General features: G+C 37.2%; 21 protein-coding genes. 15 read left to right on the top strand and 6 right to left on the bottom strand.

Going from position 1 to position 21,739, the window contains the following annotated elements:
• Positions 1-303: 303 nt before the first annotated feature.
• The gene (locus J2Y40_RS10775; RefSeq protein ID WP_153396873.1) at positions 304-2,433 is read left to right on the top strand and encodes a carboxy terminal-processing peptidase; all 2,130 of its coding nucleotides are present in this window, start codon (positions 304-306) and stop codon (positions 2,431-2,433) included.
• A gap of 55 nt (positions 2,434-2,488) precedes the next feature.
• Here the strand turns inward: J2Y40_RS10775 and J2Y40_RS10770 are convergent, their stop codons facing one another.
• Entirely contained in the window at positions 2,489-2,992 is a 504-nt protein-coding gene (locus J2Y40_RS10770) for a superoxide dismutase family protein (RefSeq protein ID WP_153396875.1), read from the bottom strand.
• Between the two features lie 249 nt (positions 2,993-3,241).
• Between J2Y40_RS10770 and J2Y40_RS10765 the strand changes: the two genes are divergently transcribed.
• The 9 genes from J2Y40_RS10765 to J2Y40_RS10725 all read left to right on the top strand — a co-directional run bounded on the left by J2Y40_RS10765 (position 3,242) and on the right by J2Y40_RS10725 (position 11,388).
• Entirely contained in the window at positions 3,242-4,144 is a 903-nt protein-coding gene (locus J2Y40_RS10765; RefSeq protein WP_309998876.1) for an AraC family transcriptional regulator, read from the top strand.
• 93 nt (positions 4,145-4,237) lie between these two features.
• On the top strand, positions 4,238-6,484 hold the full coding sequence (locus tag J2Y40_RS10760; RefSeq protein WP_309998874.1) for a TonB-dependent receptor: 2,247 nt from the start codon (positions 4,238-4,240) through the stop codon (positions 6,482-6,484).
• A gap of 90 nt (positions 6,485-6,574) precedes the next feature.
• Positions 6,575-7,225 (top strand): hypothetical protein, encoded by a 651-nt coding sequence (locus J2Y40_RS10755; protein ID WP_153396881.1) that lies wholly within the window; start codon positions 6,575-6,577, stop codon positions 7,223-7,225.
• Positions 7,226-7,401: 176 nt separating this feature from the next.
• Positions 7,402-8,718 carry a 2TM domain-containing protein gene (locus J2Y40_RS10750; protein WP_153396883.1) on the top strand — a complete coding sequence of 439 codons (1,317 nt, stop codon included), beginning with the start codon at positions 7,402-7,404 and terminating at the stop codon, positions 8,716-8,718.
• Between the two features lie 13 nt (positions 8,719-8,731).
• Positions 8,732-9,025 carry a 2TM domain-containing protein gene (locus J2Y40_RS10745; RefSeq protein WP_153396885.1) on the top strand — a complete coding sequence of 98 codons (294 nt, stop codon included), beginning with the start codon at positions 8,732-8,734 and terminating at the stop codon, positions 9,023-9,025.
• An 86-nt stretch (positions 9,026-9,111) separates the two neighbouring features.
• Positions 9,112-9,681: an isoprenylcysteine carboxylmethyltransferase family protein gene (locus J2Y40_RS10740; RefSeq protein WP_153396887.1), complete on the top strand. Its 570-nt coding sequence runs from the start codon at positions 9,112-9,114 to the stop codon at positions 9,679-9,681.
• A 303-nt stretch (positions 9,682-9,984) separates the two neighbouring features.
• Entirely contained in the window at positions 9,985-10,281 is a 297-nt protein-coding gene (locus J2Y40_RS10735; protein ID WP_153396889.1) for a 2TM domain-containing protein, read from the top strand.
• A 31-nt stretch (positions 10,282-10,312) separates the two neighbouring features.
• Positions 10,313-10,588, top strand: coding sequence for a 2TM domain-containing protein (locus J2Y40_RS10730; protein WP_153396890.1), 276 nt, complete (start codon positions 10,313-10,315; stop codon positions 10,586-10,588).
• Between the two features lie 56 nt (positions 10,589-10,644).
• Positions 10,645-11,388, top strand: coding sequence for a LytTR family DNA-binding domain-containing protein (locus J2Y40_RS10725; protein WP_153396892.1), 744 nt, complete (start codon positions 10,645-10,647; stop codon positions 11,386-11,388).
• Between the two features lie 15 nt (positions 11,389-11,403).
• Here J2Y40_RS10725 and J2Y40_RS10720 read toward each other — a convergent pair whose 3' ends face one another.
• Positions 11,404-12,300 (bottom strand): hypothetical protein, encoded by an 897-nt coding sequence (locus tag J2Y40_RS10720; protein WP_153396894.1) that lies wholly within the window; start codon positions 12,298-12,300, stop codon positions 11,404-11,406.
• A gap of 114 nt (positions 12,301-12,414) precedes the next feature.
• On the opposite strand from J2Y40_RS10720, the gene J2Y40_RS10715 reads away from it, so the two are divergent.
• Both J2Y40_RS10715 and J2Y40_RS10710 read left to right on the top strand, forming a co-directional pair.
• Complete coding sequence (locus tag J2Y40_RS10715; protein ID WP_153396896.1) at positions 12,415-13,137, top strand: hypothetical protein; 723 nt, start codon at positions 12,415-12,417, stop codon at positions 13,135-13,137.
• A 14-nt stretch (positions 13,138-13,151) separates the two neighbouring features.
• Entirely contained in the window at positions 13,152-13,505 is a 354-nt protein-coding gene (locus J2Y40_RS10710; RefSeq protein WP_153396898.1) for a hypothetical protein, read from the top strand.
• Positions 13,506-13,561: 56 nt separating this feature from the next.
• Here J2Y40_RS10710 and J2Y40_RS10705 read toward each other — a convergent pair whose 3' ends face one another.
• Both J2Y40_RS10705 and mnmA read right to left on the bottom strand, forming a co-directional pair.
• A complete protein-coding gene (locus J2Y40_RS10705) occupies positions 13,562-13,771 on the bottom strand; it encodes a hypothetical protein (RefSeq protein WP_153396899.1) in 210 nt (69 codons plus the stop codon).
• Positions 13,772-13,851: 80 nt separating this feature from the next.
• Positions 13,852-15,039 carry a tRNA 2-thiouridine(34) synthase MnmA gene (gene mnmA / locus J2Y40_RS10700; protein WP_153396901.1) on the bottom strand — a complete coding sequence of 396 codons (1,188 nt, stop codon included), beginning with the start codon at positions 15,037-15,039 and terminating at the stop codon, positions 13,852-13,854.
• Between the two features lie 116 nt (positions 15,040-15,155).
• On the opposite strand from mnmA, the gene J2Y40_RS10695 reads away from it, so the two are divergent.
• Positions 15,156-15,683, top strand: coding sequence for a hypothetical protein (locus tag J2Y40_RS10695; RefSeq protein WP_309998867.1), 528 nt, complete (start codon positions 15,156-15,158; stop codon positions 15,681-15,683).
• A gap of 63 nt (positions 15,684-15,746) precedes the next feature.
• On the opposite strand, the gene J2Y40_RS10690 is transcribed toward J2Y40_RS10695, so the two are convergent.
• Together J2Y40_RS10690 and J2Y40_RS10685 are read right to left on the bottom strand one after the other, a co-directional pair.
• Positions 15,747-17,531 carry a T9SS type A sorting domain-containing protein gene (locus tag J2Y40_RS10690; protein ID WP_153396905.1) on the bottom strand — a complete coding sequence of 595 codons (1,785 nt, stop codon included), beginning with the start codon at positions 17,529-17,531 and terminating at the stop codon, positions 15,747-15,749.
• 155 nt (positions 17,532-17,686) lie between these two features.
• Positions 17,687-20,221 (bottom strand): ATP-dependent Clp protease ATP-binding subunit, encoded by a 2,535-nt coding sequence (locus J2Y40_RS10685; protein WP_153396907.1) that lies wholly within the window; start codon positions 20,219-20,221, stop codon positions 17,687-17,689.
• Positions 20,222-20,372: 151 nt separating this feature from the next.
• On the opposite strand from J2Y40_RS10685, the gene J2Y40_RS10680 reads away from it, so the two are divergent.
• Complete coding sequence (locus tag J2Y40_RS10680) at positions 20,373-20,597, top strand: hypothetical protein (RefSeq protein ID WP_062700699.1); 225 nt, start codon at positions 20,373-20,375, stop codon at positions 20,595-20,597.
• Positions 20,597-21,694: a glycosyltransferase gene (locus tag J2Y40_RS10675; protein ID WP_309998864.1), complete on the top strand. Its 1,098-nt coding sequence runs from the start codon at positions 20,597-20,599 to the stop codon at positions 21,692-21,694. The genes J2Y40_RS10680 and J2Y40_RS10675 overlap by 1 nt, the downstream gene beginning before the upstream one ends.
• The last annotated feature ends 45 nt before the right edge of the window (positions 21,695-21,739 follow it).

Below are 21,739 nucleotides of genomic sequence, written 5' to 3'. Positions count from 1 at the left end.
GCATATTTTATGCCTTTACGTCATTAAATTCATTTTTGTGGTATCTTTTTATTGAGGTTTCCTTTATAAAAACATTCGGAAAGAAATAAGAGAGTTTCCCTTATTTCCAACCAAAGCTCCTAATAACAGGAGATGATTAAAAGGTGTTTCATTATTTATTTTCTTCTTTTAATAAAAAAAGGGAAAACTATTCGATATTTGTAAATAAGGTATTAAATTTGATCGTTTGTAACAGGACCAAAATTACTGCTACTAATTATAATACTTATTTTTAAAAAAAAAATTAATAAATAAAGACAGTTTATGTGGAAAAATTTCAAACTGAATAAATTTTTACTCCTGATTCCATTAACAAGTCTAATGTTTTGTTTCAACTCGCCAAAGAATGATGACGAAAAGATGCAGACGATTATGGTGAGCGTAAAAAATACACTTTCTTATTTGCATTACAGCCCAAAGCCTATTAATGATGCCTATTCGAAGGACGTTTATAAGCATTATTTCGAACTGGTAGACCCTGCAAAAAGATATTTCCTGCAGTCGGATATGGACGAATTCAGCAAGCACGAAACAAAGCTTGATGATTATATTAACCAGGGAGATCTTACCTTCTATAAGCTTACCATCGACAGGCTATATCAAAGGGTTGATGAGATAGATAAGATTACTCAGGACATCTTCAGCAAACCAATTAATCTTCAGGAAGATGATGCACTTACCCTGGAGCCTAAATTAAAAAAAGTCCCTACTACCAAGCAGGAACAGTATAATGAATGGAAAAAATACATCAAGTATAATATTCTTCAGGAAGTTGAATCAATGAACAGCAAGGAAGAAGCTCAGAAAGAGAAGAAAGATTCCGTTCAGAAATTCAAATTGAAAGATACCATTAAGCTTCAGGTGCTTACCCAGGATCAGAAGATCAAAAAAGCAACAGATGAGGTGAAAGACCTGGTAAAAGATACCTTTACCCGATTCAAAAAGAGAAAGAAAATGGATTGGTTTACGGTGTATATGAACGCTTATACTGAAGTTTTCGATCCACATACCAATTATTATTCTCCAAAAGATAAAGAAGATTTTGATACCCAGTTTACAGGAAAAGTAATCGGTATCGGTGCCATTATCCAGGAGAAAAAAGGAAATCTTTATCTTGGAGCGTTGACAATCGGAGCTCCGGCATGGAAGTCCAAACAGCTTTCAGAAGGAGATAAGATCCTGAAAGTAAAATCAAAGCCGAAAGATGATGCCGTAAACGTTGTAGGAATGCTTTCTGATGAAGCCGTAAGACTAATCAGAGGAGAAAAAGGAACTCCTGTGACATTAACGGTTCAGAAGAAAGACGGAACCATCAAGGATGTAACAATGATTCGTGAAGAAGTAGCCATTGAAGATACTTTTGCGAGAAGTATTGTTGTGAACTCTCCGAACGGAAAAAAGTACGGATTTATCAATCTTCCAAGCTTCAATGCTGATTTTGAAGATTCTAAAGGAAGAAATGCCTCCGATGATATTAAAAATGAGATCATCAAGCTGAAAGGGCAGAATATTGAAGGAATTGTTCTGGATCTTAGAAACAACGGAGGAGGTTCTCTTACAGAAGTAGGGGATATTATGGGACTGTTTATGGAAGCCGGACCTTATGTTCAGGTGAAAGACGGAAACGGAAAAATTCAGACTTTAAAGAATAAAAATGAAACACCAATCTGGACAGGGCCGCTTGTCATCATGCAGAACGAACTTTCTGCTTCAGCTTCTGAGATCCTTGCCGGAGTAATGCAGGATTATGGAAGAGCGATGATTATCGGTTCTCCGCAGTCTTTCGGAAAAGGTACTGTGCAGACCTTTGTAGACCTGAATAGATTCTTAAATACAGAAGATGATTTCGGATCTTTAAAACTGACGATTCAGAAGTTCTACAGAATATCCGGAGAATCTACCCAGAGAAAAGGAATTGTTTCCGATATCCAGATGAAAGACTTCTTTACCTACGCGGAAGTAGGAGAGCGTTATGATGATTTTGCGCTGGCATGGGATAAAATTCCTACCACCAAATACCAGAAACTGAACTATTTCAATATCCAGGCTCTTGAAAAAGCAAGCGCTGACAGAATGGCTAAAAACAGCAACTATCAATTATTGCTGGAATCAGCCCAATGGAGAGAAAAATTGGATAAAGAAGAAAGCATTACACTGAATATCAATAAATTCAATGACCTGATGAAACAGAGAAAATCTCAGATCGAGAAATTCAAAGCTTTAACAAAATTTGAAAACGGATTGAAATTCATGATGTATCCAAATGAAATTGAAAGGGAGAAAAAAGACGAAGCATTCAAGAAAAAATCTGAAATGTGGATCAAAAACCTTAAAAAAGATCCATACCTGCAGGAAGCAATGAATATCGTTTCCGATATGGGAATGAAATCATAACATAAAAAAAGACCGCCGATCATCGATCGGCGGTCTTTTTTTATTGAATAACAGATTACTTAATTTCTACACATCCCACTCTTCCGCCGGCATTTCCGGTAGGCTGGGTATGGAAGTCATCAGCTGCTGCATGTACAATCAGTCCTTTTCCGATGATGTTTTTAGACTCATCTGTACAGCCAAGGCACCATTTATTGGTCTTAAAGGTTAAAACGGCTTTTCCGCTCTGGTCAGCAGTCAGGTTACCTATATCTCCCATATGAAAATGCTCGGCTCCCCATTTTCCGTGGTCATCTTTGGCAGGATTCCAGTGGCCTCCTGTAGAAGTTCCGTCAGCGGCAGAACAGTCGCCTTTTTCGTGGATATGTACAGCATGAATTCCCGGAGTAAGATTCGTTACCTCAAGTTTCATCACAACTTCATCTCCTTTCTGGGTAAATTTGGCAGTACCGCCTGTTTGTGTTCCGCTCTTAGCGTTTACTGAGTACGTTTTCGTTGTACAGCAAGAAGCTGCCAGAAACGCACATCCCGCTAATAATGCTAATGTTTGTCCTCTCATTTTTTAAATGATTTATAGTGATTTTAATGATAAATGTATAAAAGATTTTCCAAAGCGCTTTATGATTTCAATCGTTTTTTACAATTGTCTCCAATAAAAAAAGGCACATTGCATTTTATAGCAGAATTAAATTTTTTCTTTTTACTTTCTACGAAGAGTAAAATGATGGATATGAAATTAAAAAAACGCAATAAAAGACAACTTAAATTTTCTTTATTCTGATACCTTTACAAATTAGTATTTTTTGAATTGGAAGATTATAAAAAGAGGATTATCAAAACGATCTGGTATATAGAAAATAACCTTGACACAGACCTTTCGTTGGAAAAAATAGCGGAAGTAGCCGCCTATTCGCCGTTTCATTTCCATAGAATATTTAAGCTTATTACAGGTGAAACACTTCAACAGTATATTCTCAGGAAAAAAACTGAAAAAAGCGCATTTTATCTGGCTGTACACAAACACCTCGATATTAAGGAGATCTACCTTGAACTGGGTTTTGCCAATCATTCGGTTTTTAATAAAACGTTTAAAAAATATTACAGGATGTCTCCTTCAGAATTCCGTAAATCTGCTCCTGCATCTTTTCACAAGATTGTACACGTTCCAAGCAAGAATGGACAAATTGATACGGTTTTCAGCCCATACATTTGCAATGTCGAAAACCTATTAAACTGGACAAAAATGAATTTAAAAATTGAAGTTAAAGAGCTGCCGGAAATGAATCTGGCTGCGGTAATGAGCCTCGGGCTGAGTAATGTAGAGCCATCGTATAATGTGTTGCTTGACTGGGCTGTAAAGAAACGGCTATTTCCCGGAGAAAATATCAAAATGATCTCTGTGTATCATGACAGCTTCAAAGTAACACCACCGGAAAAAGTCAGGATTCACGCATGTATGCTTTTAGAAGAAAAGCTGAAAGAACAGGAAGGACAGATTTTTTCTGAAACCATTGAGGCCGGAAAGTTCATTGTAGGAAGCGGGGAGGTTACTCTCAATGATTTTGAACAATGCTGGGTTTCCCTATTTTTATGGATGAATGAACATCATTATTCAATGCGGAAAACATTTCCGTTTGAGATCTATCATTCTAACTTTAAAGAACATCCTGAAGGAAAAATGATCGTGGATTTCTGCATTCCTGTTCATTAATTACCATTCAGTAATAAAAGAATACCTTTCAGTAATAAATTTTTTACAGGAAGGTATTTTTCATCTTATTTTTGATTCAGAAAACAACATTCCATGAAAATACAAGGACATAAAATACTGTTTCTGATAGCTCTGCTCACTTTTATAACGGGATATTCCCAGGTGAAAATTTCAGGAAAAGTAACCTTTAGAAATAAAGGAGTAGGTGAGGTAAATGTCACCTTAAAAAACACATACGATGGAACAACAACCGATGCTGAGGGTAATTTCTCTTTTGAAACCTCAGAAAAAGGGAGTCACATACTAACGTTTACTCATCCAAAGTATGAGGAGACTGAAAAAGCTATTGTTATTGACAATCAGAATGTCTCTTTCAATGCAGAACTTAAAGAGCAGATCAGTGAGATTGATGCTATAGTTGTTTCCGCGGGCTCTATCGAAGCCAGTGATAAAAAAAGGGCAACAGCACTTCTTACTCCTATAGATATCTATACCATAGCGGGAGCGGACGGACAAATCTCTTCTGCATTAAATTATCTTCCGGGAGTTCAGAAAGTCGGAGAAACAGGCGGACTTTTCATCAGAGGAGGAACGGCATCAGAATCCAGGATTTTTATGGATGGAAGCCTTATCAATAATTATTTTTCCAATTCCATACCCGGAATTGCAGGAAGGGATCAGTTCAATACATCACTGTTCAAAGGAAATGTATTTTCAAGCGGCGGATATTCTGCATTATACGGACAGGCGCTTTCAGGGGTTTTGATGCTGGAAAGTGTTGATCTTCCGGATCAGAGTTCATATGATTTCGGGATTTCACCGATATTTGTTAGTGCAGGATTTCAAAAATTAGGGAAGGATCAGCAGCATTCTTATGGCGCTTCTTTCAGTTATTCTCTTCTGAGCCTGATGCAGAAAGTATTCAACTTCAATACAGATTTTATCGATGCTCCAAAAGGATTAGACGGGAATTTTAATTTCAGAATTAAAACAAAATCAGGAGGAATTTTAAAATACTACGGAATGTATACCTCCAACAAAATGGGAGTAAAATCAGAAAGTCTGGAACCCGGATATGATTTTTCACTGGTGAGATTGAAAGGACAGAATACCTATCATAATCTGTCATTCAGACAAAAATTCGGGAAATACCTTCTGAATGTAGGAACTTCTTATTCTTTCAACAGTTCGGATCTTAACTTTTCTACAGAAACAAATGAAGTTGAATCGGGACGGACCACACTTCTGACAGATGGCAACTACATTAATTTTAAAGCAGTTGCTGACCGGAAAATCAACAGGATCAGCGCTGTTAGAGCCGGGTTTGAATTGAATAATACGGATGAAAAACTGAATTTTGAAGCCATCCGAAAGAATTACAAAGACCTTATCTCTTCTGTTTTTGCAGAAACAGATCTTGGATTCAGCAATGCATTATCCGCTAAAATCGGAGTAAGAGCAGAGCATTCCTCTTTTCTGAACAAAAATAATATAGCACCCCGTTTTGCGCTGGCCTATCGCCTTGCAGACCGCTGGACGACCTCTTTAGCTTACGGACTCTTTTATCAGAACCCGGAAAGCAAATATATCAACGGTCCTGCAGATCTGGGTTTTCAGAAATCACAGCATTATGTCTTCCAGCTTCAGAGAGGAACGGAAGGAAGAACCCTGCGCCTTGAAGCCTTTTATAAAAAATATGACCAGCTGATAAAAACATTCAATATCACACAGGGAAATTCACAGAATCAGCAGACCCAATCGGCTTTAAATAATGATGGATACGGCTATGCTAAAGGAATAGAGCTATTTTGGAGAGATAACAATAAAACATTTAAAAACATTGATTACTGGATTACCTATTCGTTTCTGGATTCCAAAAGAGACTTCCTTAATTATCCGGTCAGTTTAAAACCAGGATTTGCTGCAGAACATACATTTTCAGCTGTGGTAAAAAGATTCATACCGGAGTGGAAACTGGGAGCAAATCTGTCTTATACCTATGCCAAAGGACGGCCTTATTATGATATTGTTTCTTCTTTTGAAGATGGAAGAGCTGTTAACTATACAAGGAATGAAGGGCGTCTGAAAGATTATAATGCACTTAACGTGAGCTTTAATTATATTCCCAGCATCGGAAAAAAAGACGCTAAAGCTTTCACAGTCTTTGTATTGAGTATTTCCAATGTTTTGGGAGCGAAAAATGTCTATGGATATAATTTTTCTGTGGACGGGGCAAGAAGTTCGGCCGTCGTTCCGCCAGTGAATACCTTTGTTTTTGTAGGGGCATTTATCAGCTTCGGAGTTGATAAAACACAGGATGCTATTAATAATAATTTATAAAAATAATGGGAATTAAATTGTAATAATACAATGTTTTCTGCGAAATACATATCTTTGATAAAAATATAATTAATCTTAAAAATTGATGTAATGAAAAAATATCTATTAAGTTTTGCTTTTGCTTTTATGAGTTTAACAGCTTTTGCTCAGACCGATTATGAAAAAGTAATGACAGAAAAAATTGCCAAAATAGAAACATGCAGAACTGCCGAAGATTTTCAGGCTTTAGCCAATGACTTTATAAGAATTAATGCCAAAGAAACCAAAGAATGGCTTCCAGGATATTATGCTGCATTTGCTTACATTCAAAAAGGTAGAGTTTTGATGAGAGACGGTAAACTGAAGGAACTTGATAATGCAGCCTTAGAAGCAGAAAAGTATCTGGCTGGAGCTACGGGGGTATTAAGAGGAGATAATGCAGAAACCCACCTTCTTAGAAAAATGGCTTATTCATTAAGAATGATGGTTAATCCACAGCAGCGATATAAAACAGCTGGTGCTATTGCTGAAGCTGAAATGAAAGCCGCAGAAAAGCTGGATCCGGAAAACCCTAGAATTGCCCTGATTAAAGCAGAAGATGTATATTTTACTCCAAAACAATACGGAGGAAGCAAAGCTAAAGGGGTAACGATGTTTAAAGAAGCATTGGCAAAGTTTAATGCATATACTCCAAAATCAGCATTAGATCCGAACTGGGGAAAAGCAGAAGCCGAATATTTTATCAGCCAGCCGGTAAAATAAAAAAAGGATGAAAAATTATCTTTAATAAAAGATTCTTTATTCCTGTCTCAAATAAAATTAACCTTCATTCTATGAAGGTTTTTTTATACCATTCAGGAAGGGAAATCTACCCTTCAGTGAGAAATAATTTTTAATATCTTTAATAGGGACTAATTTTGGAGTAATAAAAAACCAACATGAAACGTAAAGATCTAATCATATTATTCTGGGTATCGCTGGGGACAGCCTTGTTCTTCTTTCTGTTTTTTAATTCTGAAAAGACCTTTTACAACTTTTTCATCACACTGCTCATCTCAGGGATGTATTCTTTTGTGATTGGCATTGGAAACGGGGTGATCAGTGATTTTCTGGACAGAAGATTCCCTTGGTCTGAAGCAACCAGAACCAGAGCTGTTTTAAGTATTATTTCTATTATAGTAAGTAATTTTATCCTGGTTTACTTTTGCAATTACATGAACTTTGTCGTGATTCAAAAGGCCGCAACTCCAGAAGTTTTTTTCTCTAATAAATATGGGTTGACGAACTGGTTCATGATCAATATCGCTCTTCTGATCTCTGCTTTTCTACATGCGAAAGGCTTTGCAGATGAGCTGAAGAAAACCTCCAAAAAAGAGGTGGTGGAGCAGAAATTGATTGCCAAGTCGGCCAACGCACAATTTGAAAGTTTAAAGAACCAGCTTGATCCCCATTTCCTTTTCAATTCATTGAATGTTTTGAGTTCTTTAATTGATGAAAACCCACAGCAGGCTCAGAAGTTTACCTCCTCAATGTCAAAGATATACCGTTATGTACTTGAGCAAAAAGATAAAGAGCTGGTAACGGTGGAAGACGAGATAGAATTTGCGAAAACCTATTGTGAACTTTTAAAAACCAGATTTGAAGACAGTGTAGACTTCACTTTTGAAGTCAACAAAGAGGATTACCGGAAGTATGTAGTACCGCTTTCACTACAGCTTTTGCTGGAAAACTGTATCAAACATAATTTTGCCACTTCTTCAAGACCTCTGGCTATTAAAATATTTTCTGATCATGACACCTTGTGTATAGAAAATAACCTCCAGGTAAGAGAACAGATCAAAGAGAGTTCGGGAATTGGACTTGCCAATATCGTTCAGCGATATTCACTGCTTACCAAAAGAAATGTATTTATAGAAAAATCCGGGGATTATTTTAAAGTAAAACTTCCGGTATTGGTTACTAAGCCTAATGTAGTCAGTATTCAGCCGGAAGATAAAGATAAAGCTTATGAAAGAGCCCAAAAACGGGTAAAAGAAATAAAAGGGTTTTATGCCAATCTTATTTCTTACTGTATTGTCATTCCGTTCCTGATTCTTCTAAATCTTTTAACCAATCCGAAACACATCTGGTTCTACTTTCCGATGCTGGGGTGGGGAATAGGGCTTGCCGCCCACGGAATGAGCGTATTTGCGATAGGAAAGAACTGGGAAGACAGGAAAATCAGGGAAATTTTAGAAAAACAAAACCAACAATAAATCTATAATGATTATGGAACATTTAGATACCAGCAGCATCCGCTATAAAGAAGCAGAGAAAAGAGTAAAAAAGTTGAAAGGTTTTTATATGTCTGTATTTGTTTATCTGGCTGTAAACCTCTTCATTCTGTTCGTAAACTATACAGATCTTAATCCAGGTGAAAGTATATGGAGAATACAGTATTTTGTTGTTCCCATTGTCTGGGGGATTTTGATCTTACTTTATGGCCTTACCGTTTTCTTTCCCGGATTTATGCTGGGGCGCAAATGGGAGGAAAAGAAGATCAAAGAATTAATGAAAAAATAGAAATACATAAGGGCTAAAAGGAAAAAAAAATCGCTTTTTAGTCCTTTTACCTTTTCGTGCTTTACCTTCTCAAAAAATAGATCTATATGAATTCGTTACAAATTATATTTTACGTTTCAATGGCCGCATGGTTTCTCAGTGAATTTCTTTACAAGAGAATCCTTAAATCTACAAAAGATGACCAGAAGGATAAAGATAAGTCCAGTCTTAATGTTTTGTGGCTGGCCATTCCTTTTTCTATTGCTGTTTCAATAGCAGTGTCTAATCTCACCAATTTTTCCATTACCGGCAAAAACTGGATTCTATATCTGGGAGAATCATTTATTCTTATCGGAATTATTTTACGGTTTGTGATCATCAGGTCATTAGGAAAGTATTTTACGGTAGATGTTACGATAAAACAGGACCATAAAATCAAAAAAGAAGGATTTTACAAATACCTCAGACATCCTTCTTATGCTTTTTCTCTGCTGACATCGTTAGGTCTTGGGCTGTATCTGGACAACTGGCTGTCATTGATACTGGCTTTTGTTCCTCCGTTCGTTGCTTTTGCCTACAGAATTAAAATTGAGGAACAGGCTCTTATCGAACAGTTTGGGAACGAATATATTGAGTACAGGAAAAAAACAAAGAAACTGATTCCGTTTATCTATTAAAAATCACTTTAGTTCGGGATTATAATTTCAGATTTAAACAGGTTTGTAACAGGGAGCTGGAAGAGGGAAGTTATGAAAATCATCAATAATAAATGATACCCTGTTTTCAATCTCTTTTTTTGTATTTTAATTTGACCTTGAATATTTATAACTAAAAGCTACTTCCATCTCGTCTTTGGTATCTTACATTTACCATTCAGTCACCATAATTTACCGTTCAGTTATATAAAGTTGAATCAGGCTGGTTTTCCGCCTTACCTTTGATTCAACAAAATAACAAATCAATCTTTAAAACAGAAAATTATGGAAACAACATCATTCACTAATGAGACACTTGCTTATGAAAAAGCATCTAAAAGAGTAAAAGAACTGAAAGGATTCTACGGAAATCTTACCTCATACTGCCTGGTTATTCCTTTTTTATTGGCTCTGAATCTTTTAACTGCTCCTAATCACTTATGGTTTTTCTGGCCGGCACTGGGATGGGGAATCGGAATCGCCGCTCATGCAGTCAACGTTTTCGGAATTGGAAAAGACTGGGAGGAAAAGAAGATCAGACAATTAATGGAAGAAGAAAAAAGAAATACCAAAACATTATAAACTCAATTTTAATCTAAAAAAACGTACTGCCATGAACTATAATAATGCCTACACAAGAGTAGAAAAACTAAAGAAATTTTATAAAAACCTTTTATGGTTTACAATCGTAGCCGGAGTGCTTCTTCTTAGAAAATATATGAAGTATGGAACCCTTGATTTTTCAGTAACAGGAGGCTCTCTGCTGCTTACCATTTGGGGAATAGTCCTGACTGTAAAAGCCGTTGACTTATTTATTTTTGATGATCAATGGGAAAGAGGAATCGTGGAAAAACATTTTAAAAACAATAAAAAATCAATTGATTTTTAGATTCTCTCTACTTTTTTCTAATTTTATTCCGGATTTTAACCCCAAACTCAATATCTATGATCAAAACTGTCATTATCGAAGACGAGAAACCTGCTTCAAGGAAATTAGAACGTATGCTGAGTAATTTTCCTGAAATTGAGGTAGTTGCTAAAATTGAATCGGTAGAAGACGGAGTGGCCTGGTTTTCAGAAAATGAACATCCGCAGCTGATCTTTTCAGATATTGTACTGGGTGACGGACTGTCCTTCGATATCTTTGAAAAAGTACCTACCAAAGGTTTTATCATCTATACCACAGCTTTTGACCAATACACTCTGAAAGCATTCAAATTGAACAGTATAGATTATCTTTTAAAACCCATTCTGGATGAAGATCTTACAACAGCAGTAGAAAAGTTTAAATCATTTATTCCATCAGATAATACAACGGGTTCAGAGGATATTAAACAGCTTATCAGAAAAGAAAAGTCTACCCTTTCCAGAGTTCTGGTGAAGATAGGTTATAATCTGAAGATCGTACAGACCGACGAAATAAGCTGTTTTTTCAGTGAAAATAAGATCGTATATCTTCAGACAAAAGAACGTACTTACCCTTCAGATTTTACATTGGATGAGCTTGAGGATGTCCTTGATGAAAAGAAATTTTTCCGGACAAACAGACAGTTTATCATCAATTCAGATCATATTAAAAATATTCACACCTCGCCTTATTATAAAGTAGAACTTGAGTTTCAGCCGCAGGAAGAAATCACGGTCAGCCGTGACCGGGTGAAAGATTTTAAAGACTGGTTGGTAAGCTAAAAAACGAACACATAGTTATCTGTAATCTATCCTGTTAGATTCTGTATCTTCAAGTTGTTTTATAATAGATTGGGGAATCTCATCACTGTCAATCGGAAAACTGACGGAGTCTGAAATAAAAGTCTTTCTGTCAGCTTTCTGAAATATTTCAAAAAGAGCAATAGGCTCTTGATTAAAACTGATACATGTACTTATAAAATGCAACTCATGGAGCTTATAGTCTGGATTTTTGAGCTTTTCCTTGATATCTTTTATCCTTGAGATAAAATGCCGCTGACGGATGAAGGTATTGCTGTTCATGATGATGAATACATAGTCTGAATAGGCGGTAACTTTTCCGAAATATTTGTGATGGTCGCCCCCGCTTCTTTCAATAAAGTATTCTCCGGTAGTTTCAGATTTGTAGATTTCCATTGCAGAACGCCAGATGCGCTCTTCTTTTGCCTGTAAAGGGTTTTCCGGAAGATTCCTGTTATAAGAATACCAACAGCCCATAAGACGGTCTAAAAGGGCTGTATTCTGACTGACATTATTAAGATCGATTTTAAGGTTATTAAAATTAAAAGCCTCCGTATTGGAATTGATGAAGTCAATATAATTTGAATATCCTAAAACCTTGACAATACTGCTCAGTTTAGCTAGGTTCGGCCTGCTTAAATCTGCATTTTCATTGTGTCTGTACTTTTTTAGTTTATTAATGATCAGGTGCTCATACAGATAATTCAGACCAAGAAGATCCGGTGCTTTTTTGATTCCCTTCTCTGTTTGACTGGCGGAGATCAGTTCATTCAGTTCCTCACTGATATAGGCCCATTCGGTCTTGGTGACATCCTCCCAATGATTTTTCTTTAAGAAATGACGACTTAAAAAATTCATTAGCTTTTCCAGATGTAAGATATCTTCTTTTTTCATGAATTTATTTTATAAGACTAATTTAAGATTTTTACAGAACTAAAAAAGACTATTGAAAGACTTTTATATTTCAAAATCAAAAGATATTTGAATAGAAAAATAAAAGTAAAGACAATGGAAACAACAATGCAATTAAAAGACGAATCTCTCTGGAACAGATTACAGGGATTTTCATTAGATGCTTCCGATGCCGATTTCCCTTTTTCTAAAAAGCTGGCTAAAGAAGAAAACTGGACTCTGGACTTCACCAAAAAAGCAATAGAGGAGTATAAGAAATTCATTTATTTGTGCTGTATTCTGCCTCACGGCGCCTCACCCAGTAAGATTGTAGACAAAGTATGGCATATGCATCTGATTTACACCCAAAATTACTGGGAAGAATTTTGCCCTGAAATCCTCAGAAGAAAGCTTCATCATCATCCTTCAAAAGGCGGGCAACAGGAAAAATGCAAACACCAGGACTGGTTTCTGGATACCCTCAGCCAATACAAAACCATCTTTCAGAAAGAAGCTCCTGAAGACATCTGGCAGGAAAAAACACCCGAAAAGAGCAGGAAAAACTGGTTAAGGAAACTCAGGATTCTTCCGTTGTTTATGATCCCATTCTTACTGTCATCCTGCCTAGGAGAAATTCTGAGCACTTTAGGAATGATCTTCTTTTCCCTATTGGGAGTTACTATTTTCGGATCTGTCATTTCATTATTCTCTGGCAGCGATGGAGAAAATCCTAAAGGGAAAGATGATGGAAGTGCCGGAGGTAGTTGTGGAGGAAGCAGCTGCGGTGGAGGTGGAGGATGCGGCGGGGGTTGTGGGGGGTGCGGCGGATGTGGTGGTTAAAAAAATGATAAGCTATGAAAAATATATTCATTCATTTAGTTCCGGTAATTACTGGCCTGATATGGCTTTATACGGAAAATCAGACCCTCAATCCGGTAATGGCAAAAGGTCCGGACTTCCTGAAGTTTTACCTGATCCTGATACTGGGAACCTATCTCGTCACTTTTTTCTTAAAACGATCGGGAGAAACAACTTTGAAAACTTCACTGTATTTTATCTTTTTTATATTGATTCTCGGAATCATCAAACTGGTCAGAGGAATCAGCCTGGGAAAACCGGTTGGCTTTCTGGTAATGATCCTGATCCTGGAATTTATTGTCATAATGGTTGTTATGTCGTATCATGTCAATCATAAGACTAAGGTCTGATTATTCAGAATAAAATAAAAAAGTAACCCGAAACAGATTGCTTCGGGTTATATGATTTAAGATTTCTTCTGATTTTCATGATCCGTTTTAAGACCGTATCTCCTGATCATGGCGGCAGTAATGGCTACCAGCACTGCACACAGAAAAAGCTCTGATTTTTCAGGGTGGTAAATTTCCTGGTAAATATTGTATCCTAATAAAAGAGATACAAGGAATAGCAAAACACTATTGGCTGCAGCATACTGATGGTTTGAAGTCGTTTTCATAATGATATTTTTTATTGTTATTTACTGAGTAAGTATGACAATATAGAATACGTTACAAAAAAAATCAAAAATTTTTCTTTTTATGAAATAACTCCGCTTCCAATCAGCTCTTCCCCAATATACCAGGAAGCAAACTGTCCTTCTGCAATGGCCGACTGCGGCTCATCAAATTCAATATAAAAAGCATCATCAAACTGATAAAGAACAGCTTTCTGCAACGGCTGCCTGTATCTGAATCTGGCCATTACCTCCATAGATTCTCCGTTCTGAAGTTTCATGTCTTCCCGTACCCAATGCAGTTCAGAATTATCAATTTTTAATGCCTTTCTGTACAATCCCGGGAAGCTGTGACCTTCACCTACAAAAAGAATATTGTTTTCCATATCTCTGGAGACGATAAAACAGCTTTCCTTATGCCCGCCTATACCTAGGCCTTTACTTTGTCCGATCGTAAAAAACTGGGCACCCTGATGCTTTCCGATTACTTTTCCGTCAGATTTTTTATAATGGATTTTCTGGGATAAAAATTCAAGCTCTTCCTGTTTTGAGGAAAATTCAGGAGTTTCACCAGCAAAAAGTGGTGAATCTTTGAAAATTTCAACAATTTCCCCTTCTTTTGGAACCAATTGCTGCTGTAGAAACTGGGGCAGACTTACCTTTCCAATGAAACACAAGCCCTGAGAATCTTTTTTATCAGCGGTTACAAGTCCGATTTCCTTTGCAATTTCCCTAACCTGTGGTTTTGTAAGTTCCCCGATAGGAAACAATGCCTTAGAAAGCTGATCCTGGCTCAGCTGACATAGGAAATACGATTGATCTTTATTGTTGTCTTTTCCGGCTAAAAGATGAAAAATTTCCTTCCCGTTTTCGTCAAACGTTGAGTTGACTCTGGCATAATGTCCGGTCGCGACCTTATCAGCACCAAGAGACATTGCTGTTTTCATAAAAACATCAAATTTTACCTCACGGTTGCATAAAACATCAGGATTTGGGGTTCTCCCTTTCTCATATTCAGCAAACATATAATCTACAATACGCTCTTTGTAGAGTTCACTCATATCAATAACCTGGAAAGGAATTCCCAATTTCTGAGCTACCATAAGCGCATCATTACTGTCTTCAATCCAGGGACATTCATCCTCTAAAGTTACCGACGCATCATTCCAGTTCCTCATGAACAAAGCCACGACTTCATGCCCTTGCTGTTGTAACAAATATGCTGTAACACTGGAATCTACACCTCCGGAGAGGCCTACTACTATTTTCATTCTATTTCAATTTTACGGAACTCTTAACGGGAGTCCTTAGTTTGATCCGGCAAAAATACAATTAAAAATATTCGTAAAAAAAACATAATTTTAAACATTGACAAAAACAATAGTATATGAAAAAGTTTATTATTCCTCTGATGCTGATGCTCTCAGTACCTGCGTTTTCACAGATTTCAGTAGGTACCCCGGCTCAGGAAAACAATAAATGGACCTTTGGGGGCGGAATTGGCCTGGGCTTCGGAAGTAACAGCGCTTTTTATTTGCAGGCTTCACCCAGAGTAGGATACCGGCTTACCAATGATCTGGAAGCGGGAGTTATGGGAAGTGTTTCCTGGCAGACTTCGGACTTTTACAGGTCAACAATGTTCGGGGTAGGGCCGTTTGCCAATTACTATTTTGCAAGATCATTCTATGTAGGAGCCAATCTTCAGCACTATTTTATCAATTACAAAGATAAATACTACGACTATAAATTCAATGAAGAAGAAACGGCTTTGTACTTAGGAGGCGGTTATATGCAGAGAATAGGAGGGAATTCTTTCATGCAGATCGGATTGATGTACAATGTTTTATGGAAAGAAAATTCCAGCGTATTTTCAAGCGGCCTGATTCCCAATATTGGTTTTGTAATAGGGATGTAATCTTCAACCTATTGTAAGAGCTATAGAACAAAAAAACACCGGGAGTTTTTCCGGTGCCTGTTGCTATTTCTTAATGATCAGTTTAAAGGTTTTTACGGGGGTTTTATCTGTTTTACTGACAGATAAGAGATAGCTGCCGTTGTCCAGTTTACCGGCAAGCCTGAAATGTTCTTCCCTGTTTTTTGAAGTTGCGGCAGAATAGACAAGTCTTCCGGACATATCGGAAATGTTGATCAGATAGGATTCTTTTTCTAAAACAGATCCTTTTAAACTGAAATTTCCGTTATTGGGGTTGTTGTAAAGAATCAGATCCTTCGATGAGTTGGCTTCAGCAGTAGAAAGGACCGTTGAGCTGAACTTAGCCAGAAAACCTGCTTTTCCGCGGGTTTCAGTAGGCGGATAAATAATATTTTGCTGGTGTCCGTTAGCTGAACTGAATCCATTTGGGTTTTCGGTGTTACCAAAAAGGTAGAATGCATTTGTGTTTTTTGAGAATTTACAGCCAATATCTGTAAGATATTGATATCCGTCATTTTCCATATTATTAAATCCTCCATAATAAGAAGTGAAAAGATGTGATCCTGAAGTGGTAAACATAGAAAAGAAAGCATCATCTCTTGTCGGATTAGGCTTGGTAGGAACAAAAGTTCCGGGTGATGCTATGTTCTGACTTCCCTGCGAAGTTCCTGCGATGAGTATTTTGTCATCTTTTACATCAAGAAAGTTGTAGGAAGATACAAAATCAAGGTCGTCTCCTCCCAGGTAAGTGCTCCATGCCCGTTTTCCGTTTGAATCGAATTTAGTCAGGAAAAGATCAAGCCAGCCTGTAGACTGCTGTTTATAAGCTCCCGAAGTAGCATAATAGGTGCTGAGATTTACGGTAATACCTGCCATATAAATACCGGTAGAAGTTGCTTTTATACCAATAATCTGACCGGATGCTGTCTGAGGAATTCCATAATAAGTCCCCCAGATCCTTTTTCCGGTATTTCCGTCAATTTTAGAAAAAAACTGCTTTGATTTTTCTGATTGAAAAGCTCCTGGAGTTGCAAGAACAGAACTCGTTTCATCAAGATCATCGCTTCCTGCAATATAAAGATCATTGCCATAAGCATTGAGGCAGTAAATGATTTTGGAAGGCGTGTAAGTTGCCCATATTTTCTGTCCTTGGGGATTAAGCTTTACGAGATAAGAATTGGCTAGTGATGTGCCGTTTATATCAGGTACAATGGTGAAGGCAGGCTGAAATGTTCCGGGATCTCCAAGGTTCTGCCAGATCGTTGTACCAGTAATATATATATTTCCCTGTTCATCGTCTGTCAGAGTATATGAGCTTCCGCCGGGGATATAGGTTTTCCACAAAAGCTGGTTGTTTTCATCATATTTTGAAAGAATGGTATCACCATCTGTTACCGATTCGGGAAGCCAGACTCCGGAAGGCAGTGGTGGTGAGTTTGATTCTGCTCTCTCAATATAATAGATATTTCCTGATTGGTCTCTGAAGCGGACATATTTTCCAGTGAAGGGATATTCTGAAAGAAGCATATTTCCGGATGAAGAGAGCTTTGCGTAAAATTCATTGGTATAAGGCGGTGTTGCTGAAGGAGTAAAAAGATGACCTCCGGGAGTAACAAACTGGTTGTAATAAAGGGTAGGCTGCACAGGATTATTTGCATCATGGCCCGAAATCCCATCTGCTGTAATAGAATGAGTGCCAGGGTCTTCATAAATAGATGAAATTTCAGTATTGAACCCCCCAAAATAAGTAGCCCAATCCCTTTGATAAGGAAAGTTTTGTGAGTATAAAAGAGAAGGGAATAATATGAGAAACAGATGTTTTGATTTCATAATTTATTTGATATTTCGTGGTTTTTAGTTAGTTATTCACAAAAATAGGAAAACAAAAACGAATAATATTCATGAATTGGTATTTAAGCGAAAAAATAAAACAAAAAAGCATCGGAAAAATCCGATGCTTTTCATTATGATTAAATTATCTACTTTTAAGATTGAGAAGATTTTTCAGCCGTTTTTTTAGGCTTTGAGGCCTTTCCGGTCAATCCGTCTTTCGCTTCATTCAGATCAAGAATTACTGTTTCTCCTTCATTAAGCTGTTTGTTGACAAGCATTTCAGCCAATAGGTCTTCAATGTATTTCTGGATGGCACGTTTCAGTGGTCTTGCACCAAAATCTTTATCCCATCCTTTTTCAGAGATGAAATCTTTAGCTTCATCAGTAAGTTCTACTTTGTAACCTAGTTTTTCCAGTCTTCCGTAAAGCTTGTTCAGCTCAATATCAATAATTTTCTTGATATCATCCTGTACAAGAGAGTTGAAGATCACAATATCATCAATTCTGTTCAGGAATTCCGGAGCAAATGCTTTTTTAAGGGCATTTTCAATTGTGCTTCTCGCTCTTGAATCTGAAGTAGTCTTTTTAGCCGAAGTACCAAATCCTACACCATCTCCGAAATCTTTAAGATCTCTTGTTCCGATATTGGAAGTAAGGATAATGATGGTGTTTCTGAAATCAATCTTTCTTCCTAAGCTGTCAGTCACGTGGCCTTCATCCAGAATCTGTAAAAGAATATTGAATACATCAGGGTGAGCTTTCTCAATCTCATCCAAAAGAACCACAGCATAAGGTTTTCTTCTTACAGCTTCTGTTAGCTGACCTCCTTCTTCATATCCTACGTATCCCGGAGGCGCTCCTACTAATCTTGAAACCGCGAATTTTTCCATGTATTCACTCATGTCAATTCGGATCAGAGATTCATCAGATTCGAATAATTCTCTTGCCATTACTTTAGCCAGCTCGGTTTTACCAACCCCGGTTGTACCAAGGAAAATAAATGTTCCGATAGGGCGGTTAGGATCTTTCAGACCAGCTCTGTTTCTTTGAATGGCCTTAACCACTTTCTTCACAGCATCTTCCTGTCCGATCACTTTTCCGTTAAGCTTTTCATCCATCTGAGCGAGTTTATCAAGCTCATTTTTGCCCACTTTCGTTACGGGAACTCCACTCATCATAGAAACCACTTCCGCTACATTTTCTTCTGTTACGGTTTCTTTTTTCTCTTTTACATCTTTGTCCCACTTATCCTGGGCAGCATTCAGTTCCATCTGAAGACGTTCTTCTTCATCTTTCAGTTTTCTTGCTTCAAGATAATCCTGAGCTTTTACTGCTTTTTGCTTCAGTTCTTTGATATCTTCGATCTTTTTCTCAAAATCAATGATTTCAGTCGGAACTTTCATATTTTTAATATATACTCTGGAACCGGCTTCATCCATCGCGTCAATCGCTTTGTCCGGTAAGAAACGGTCCGTAATATATCTTGACGTAAGATTAACACACGCTGCAATGGCTTCAGGAGTATAAATTACATTGTGATGCTCTTCATACTTATCTTTAATCTGGTTCAGGATCTGAATCGTTTCATCAATAGAAGTAGGCTCCACCATTACTTTCTGGAATCTTCTTTCCAAAGCACCATCTTTCTCTATATACTGACGGTATTCATCCAGAGTAGTCGCTCCGATGCATTGAATTTCACCCCTTGCCAAAGCAGGTTTGAACATATTCGAAGCATCTAAACTTCCTGTGGAACTTCCTGCTCCTACAATGGTGTGAAGCTCATCAATAAACAGGATCACATCACGGTTCTTTTCCAGTTCCGTCATGATAGCCTTCATTCTTTCTTCAAACTGACCACGATATTTTGTTCCTGCCACCAAACTGGCCAGGTCTAAAGTAATCACACGTTTTCCGTAAAGAACTCTTGATACTTTTTTCTGTTGAATTCTTAAAGCCAACCCTTCTGCAATTGCAGATTTACCAACTCCCGGCTCCCCGATAAGAAGCGGATTGTTTTTCTTTCTACGGGATAAGATTTGAGAAACACGCTCAATTTCCTTTTCACGTCCGATTACAGGGTCTAATTTTCCGTCTCTTGCCAAAGAAGTTAAGTCACGGCCAAAGTTATCCAGTGTAGGCGTTTTACTTTTAGCTGAACCTAAGTTTCCTGTAGGCTTTCTCATCTGCTCAAATTCCTCTCTTTCATCATCATCGTCATAAGCACTCATTTGTGGTGCCTGCCCGGAATTTTTAAGCATCGTCTGATATTCTCTTGAAACTCCTTCATAATCAATGTCGTAAGCTCCTAAAATGTTGGAGGTAGGGTCCTCATATTTATAAAGAATGCCTAAGAGCAGATGAACGGTATTAATTTCATTGCTTTTATATTGTCTGCATTCCAGCTCTGCACGTTTAATGGCATGATCTGCCATCTTAGTGAAAGAAATATTGGTAACCTCCTCAGAAATAGGATTTAAACTTGCTGTATTTAGAGTTTCAATTTTTCTTCTGATTTGTGTTAAATCCGCATTAAGGTTTTGAAGGATTTCTTTTGCAGAGTTTTCCGTCTTTATAATACCTAAAAGTAGGTGTTCTGTATTAAGAAATTCACTTTTCAGCCTTTTAGCTTCGCTCTTGCTTTGTTTGAACACCTGGCTCAAACCTTGTGAAAACTTATAATCCATAATATATCTCATTAGAATAAAGGCTGCGGTGCCATTTATTCATTATCTAAATTACAAATATTTTACCAAAAAACAATTAATGACTTTATGGCAGAAAAAATTTTATTATCTTATTGAAAATGATTAAGTTTGTGATCCTTAAAATTTCCCCATGGATTCCAATATCACAACCTATATCGGTTATTCTGCTTCAGTTTTTATCGTACTGAGTTTCATTCTGAAAGATGTAAGAAAAATTAGGGTGGTCAATATGATCGGCTGTATCTGCTTTGTTATTTATGGTATCTATAACGGATGGCTTTGGCCGGTTATTATTCCGAACGGATTGATCTGCTTTATACAGATCTACCATCTGATGATCGGAAATAAAAAATAATGAAGAAAAAAATAATCACTTCTGCATTCAGTAATTTATATACAGACCAGCGTATAGAAAAGGTTTGCAGAACTTTATATGGGAACGGATATCAGCTCGAACTGATAGGAAATGACTGGAACGGGGCTGAAAAAATGGAACGTCCTTACCCGTTTTCCAGAATACATTTAGTTTCCAGCAGCTTAAAAACGGCTTATTTTGAATTCAACTGGAAATTGTACCGTGAATTAAAAAAGAAAGCAGATCACAATACGATTCTTCATGCCAACGATGTGGATGCATTGCTGCCGAATTATCTTCTTTCTAAAAAGCTGAATATTCCCCTGATATTTGACAGTCATGAAATTTTTTCAGAAATGCCTGCCATTCAGGGCAAAATGTCACAAAAATTATGGAGGTACCTGGAGAAAAGCATCATTCCGAAGCTTGATATGATGATAACGGCAAGCGAAAGCTATGCCAGGTGGTTTCAAAATAGATACGGAGTAAACCCTGTTGTCATCCAGAATGCTCCGAGAAAAATAGACTTCACAGAAAAAATCCCGGAAAACTCTCTTAAAATATTTTTGTATCAGGGAGTGATCAATCCTTTTCGCGGAATTGATAAAGCCATTCTGGCCATGCATCATCTGGAAGGGGTTGTTTTAAAGATTGCGGGTGACGGACCTCAGAAAAAAGAATATGAACAGCTTGTCATCAGGGAAAAGCTTCAGAATAAAGTTCAGTTTTTAGGAAAGCTGAACCCGGATGATTTGAGAAAGATTACGATAACGGCAGATGTAGGAATGAGTATTGAAGAGAATGGGGGAGACAGCTATCTGTATTCACTGCCTAATAAGGTGATGGATTATATTCAAAGCCGGGTTCCTGTAATTTTGACCAGTTTTCCTGAAATGAAAAATATTAGAAACCTGTTTGATGTAGGTGAGATTATTAAGGATCACCAGCCTGAAAATATTGCCACAGCAATAAAGATTGTTTTAAATAAAGGACGGATATCTTATCAGAAAGAGCTTGAAAAGGCTTCAGATGCTCTGTGCTGGGAAAATGAGGAAGTAAAACTGCTGCAGGTATTTGAAAAAGCATCCCGGTCTTAGGGAGTCTGCAGATTTTAATCAGCATAATATTTCAAATAAAAGCTT

The organism is Chryseobacterium sp. 2987 (assembly GCF_031456375.1).
GTDB classification, from domain to species: domain Bacteria; phylum Bacteroidota; class Bacteroidia; order Flavobacteriales; family Weeksellaceae; genus Chryseobacterium; species Chryseobacterium vaccae.
This window is presented reverse-complemented; position numbering and strand designations above follow the sequence as displayed.

Bases quoted from the DNA above. Each gene is read 5' to 3' on its own strand.
- J2Y40_RS10750 (WP_153396883.1), top strand. From the start codon at position 7,402: ATGAAACGTAAAGATCTAATCATATTATTCTGGGTATCGCTGGGGACA.
- J2Y40_RS10730 (WP_153396890.1), top strand. From the start codon at position 10,313: ATGAACTATAATAATGCCTACACAAGAGTAGAAAAACTAAAGAAATTT.
- J2Y40_RS10735 (WP_153396889.1), top strand. From the start codon at position 9,985: ATGGAAACAACATCATTCACTAATGAGACACTTGCTTATGAAAAAGCA.
- J2Y40_RS10705 (WP_153396899.1), bottom strand. From the start codon at position 13,771: ATGAAAACGACTTCAAACCATCAGTATGCTGCAGCCAATAGTGTTTTG.
- J2Y40_RS10675 (WP_309998864.1), top strand. From the start codon at position 20,597: ATGAAGAAAAAAATAATCACTTCTGCATTCAGTAATTTATATACAGAC.
- mnmA (WP_153396901.1), bottom strand. From the start codon at position 15,039: ATGAAAATAGTAGTAGGCCTCTCCGGAGGTGTAGATTCCAGTGTTACA.
- J2Y40_RS10695 (WP_309998867.1), top strand. From the start codon at position 15,156: ATGAAAAAGTTTATTATTCCTCTGATGCTGATGCTCTCAGTACCTGCG.
- J2Y40_RS10710 (WP_153396898.1), top strand. From the start codon at position 13,152: ATGAAAAATATATTCATTCATTTAGTTCCGGTAATTACTGGCCTGATA.
- J2Y40_RS10685 (WP_153396907.1), bottom strand. From the start codon at position 20,221: ATGGATTATAAGTTTTCACAAGGTTTGAGCCAGGTGTTCAAACAAAGC.
- J2Y40_RS10745 (WP_153396885.1), top strand. From the start codon at position 8,732: ATGGAACATTTAGATACCAGCAGCATCCGCTATAAAGAAGCAGAGAAA.
- J2Y40_RS10755 (WP_153396881.1), top strand. From the start codon at position 6,575: ATGAAAAAATATCTATTAAGTTTTGCTTTTGCTTTTATGAGTTTAACA.
- J2Y40_RS10720 (WP_153396894.1), bottom strand. From the start codon at position 12,300: ATGAAAAAAGAAGATATCTTACATCTGGAAAAGCTAATGAATTTTTTA.
- J2Y40_RS10715 (WP_153396896.1), top strand. From the start codon at position 12,415: ATGGAAACAACAATGCAATTAAAAGACGAATCTCTCTGGAACAGATTA.
- J2Y40_RS10680 (WP_062700699.1), top strand. From the start codon at position 20,373: ATGGATTCCAATATCACAACCTATATCGGTTATTCTGCTTCAGTTTTT.
- J2Y40_RS10770 (WP_153396875.1), bottom strand. From the start codon at position 2,992: ATGAGAGGACAAACATTAGCATTATTAGCGGGATGTGCGTTTCTGGCA.
- J2Y40_RS10690 (WP_153396905.1), bottom strand. From the start codon at position 17,531: ATGAAATCAAAACATCTGTTTCTCATATTATTCCCTTCTCTTTTATAC.
- J2Y40_RS10775 (WP_153396873.1), top strand. From the start codon at position 304: ATGTGGAAAAATTTCAAACTGAATAAATTTTTACTCCTGATTCCATTA.
- J2Y40_RS10760 (WP_309998874.1), top strand. From the start codon at position 4,238: ATGAAAATACAAGGACATAAAATACTGTTTCTGATAGCTCTGCTCACT.
- J2Y40_RS10740 (WP_153396887.1), top strand. From the start codon at position 9,112: ATGAATTCGTTACAAATTATATTTTACGTTTCAATGGCCGCATGGTTT.
- J2Y40_RS10725 (WP_153396892.1), top strand. From the start codon at position 10,645: ATGATCAAAACTGTCATTATCGAAGACGAGAAACCTGCTTCAAGGAAA.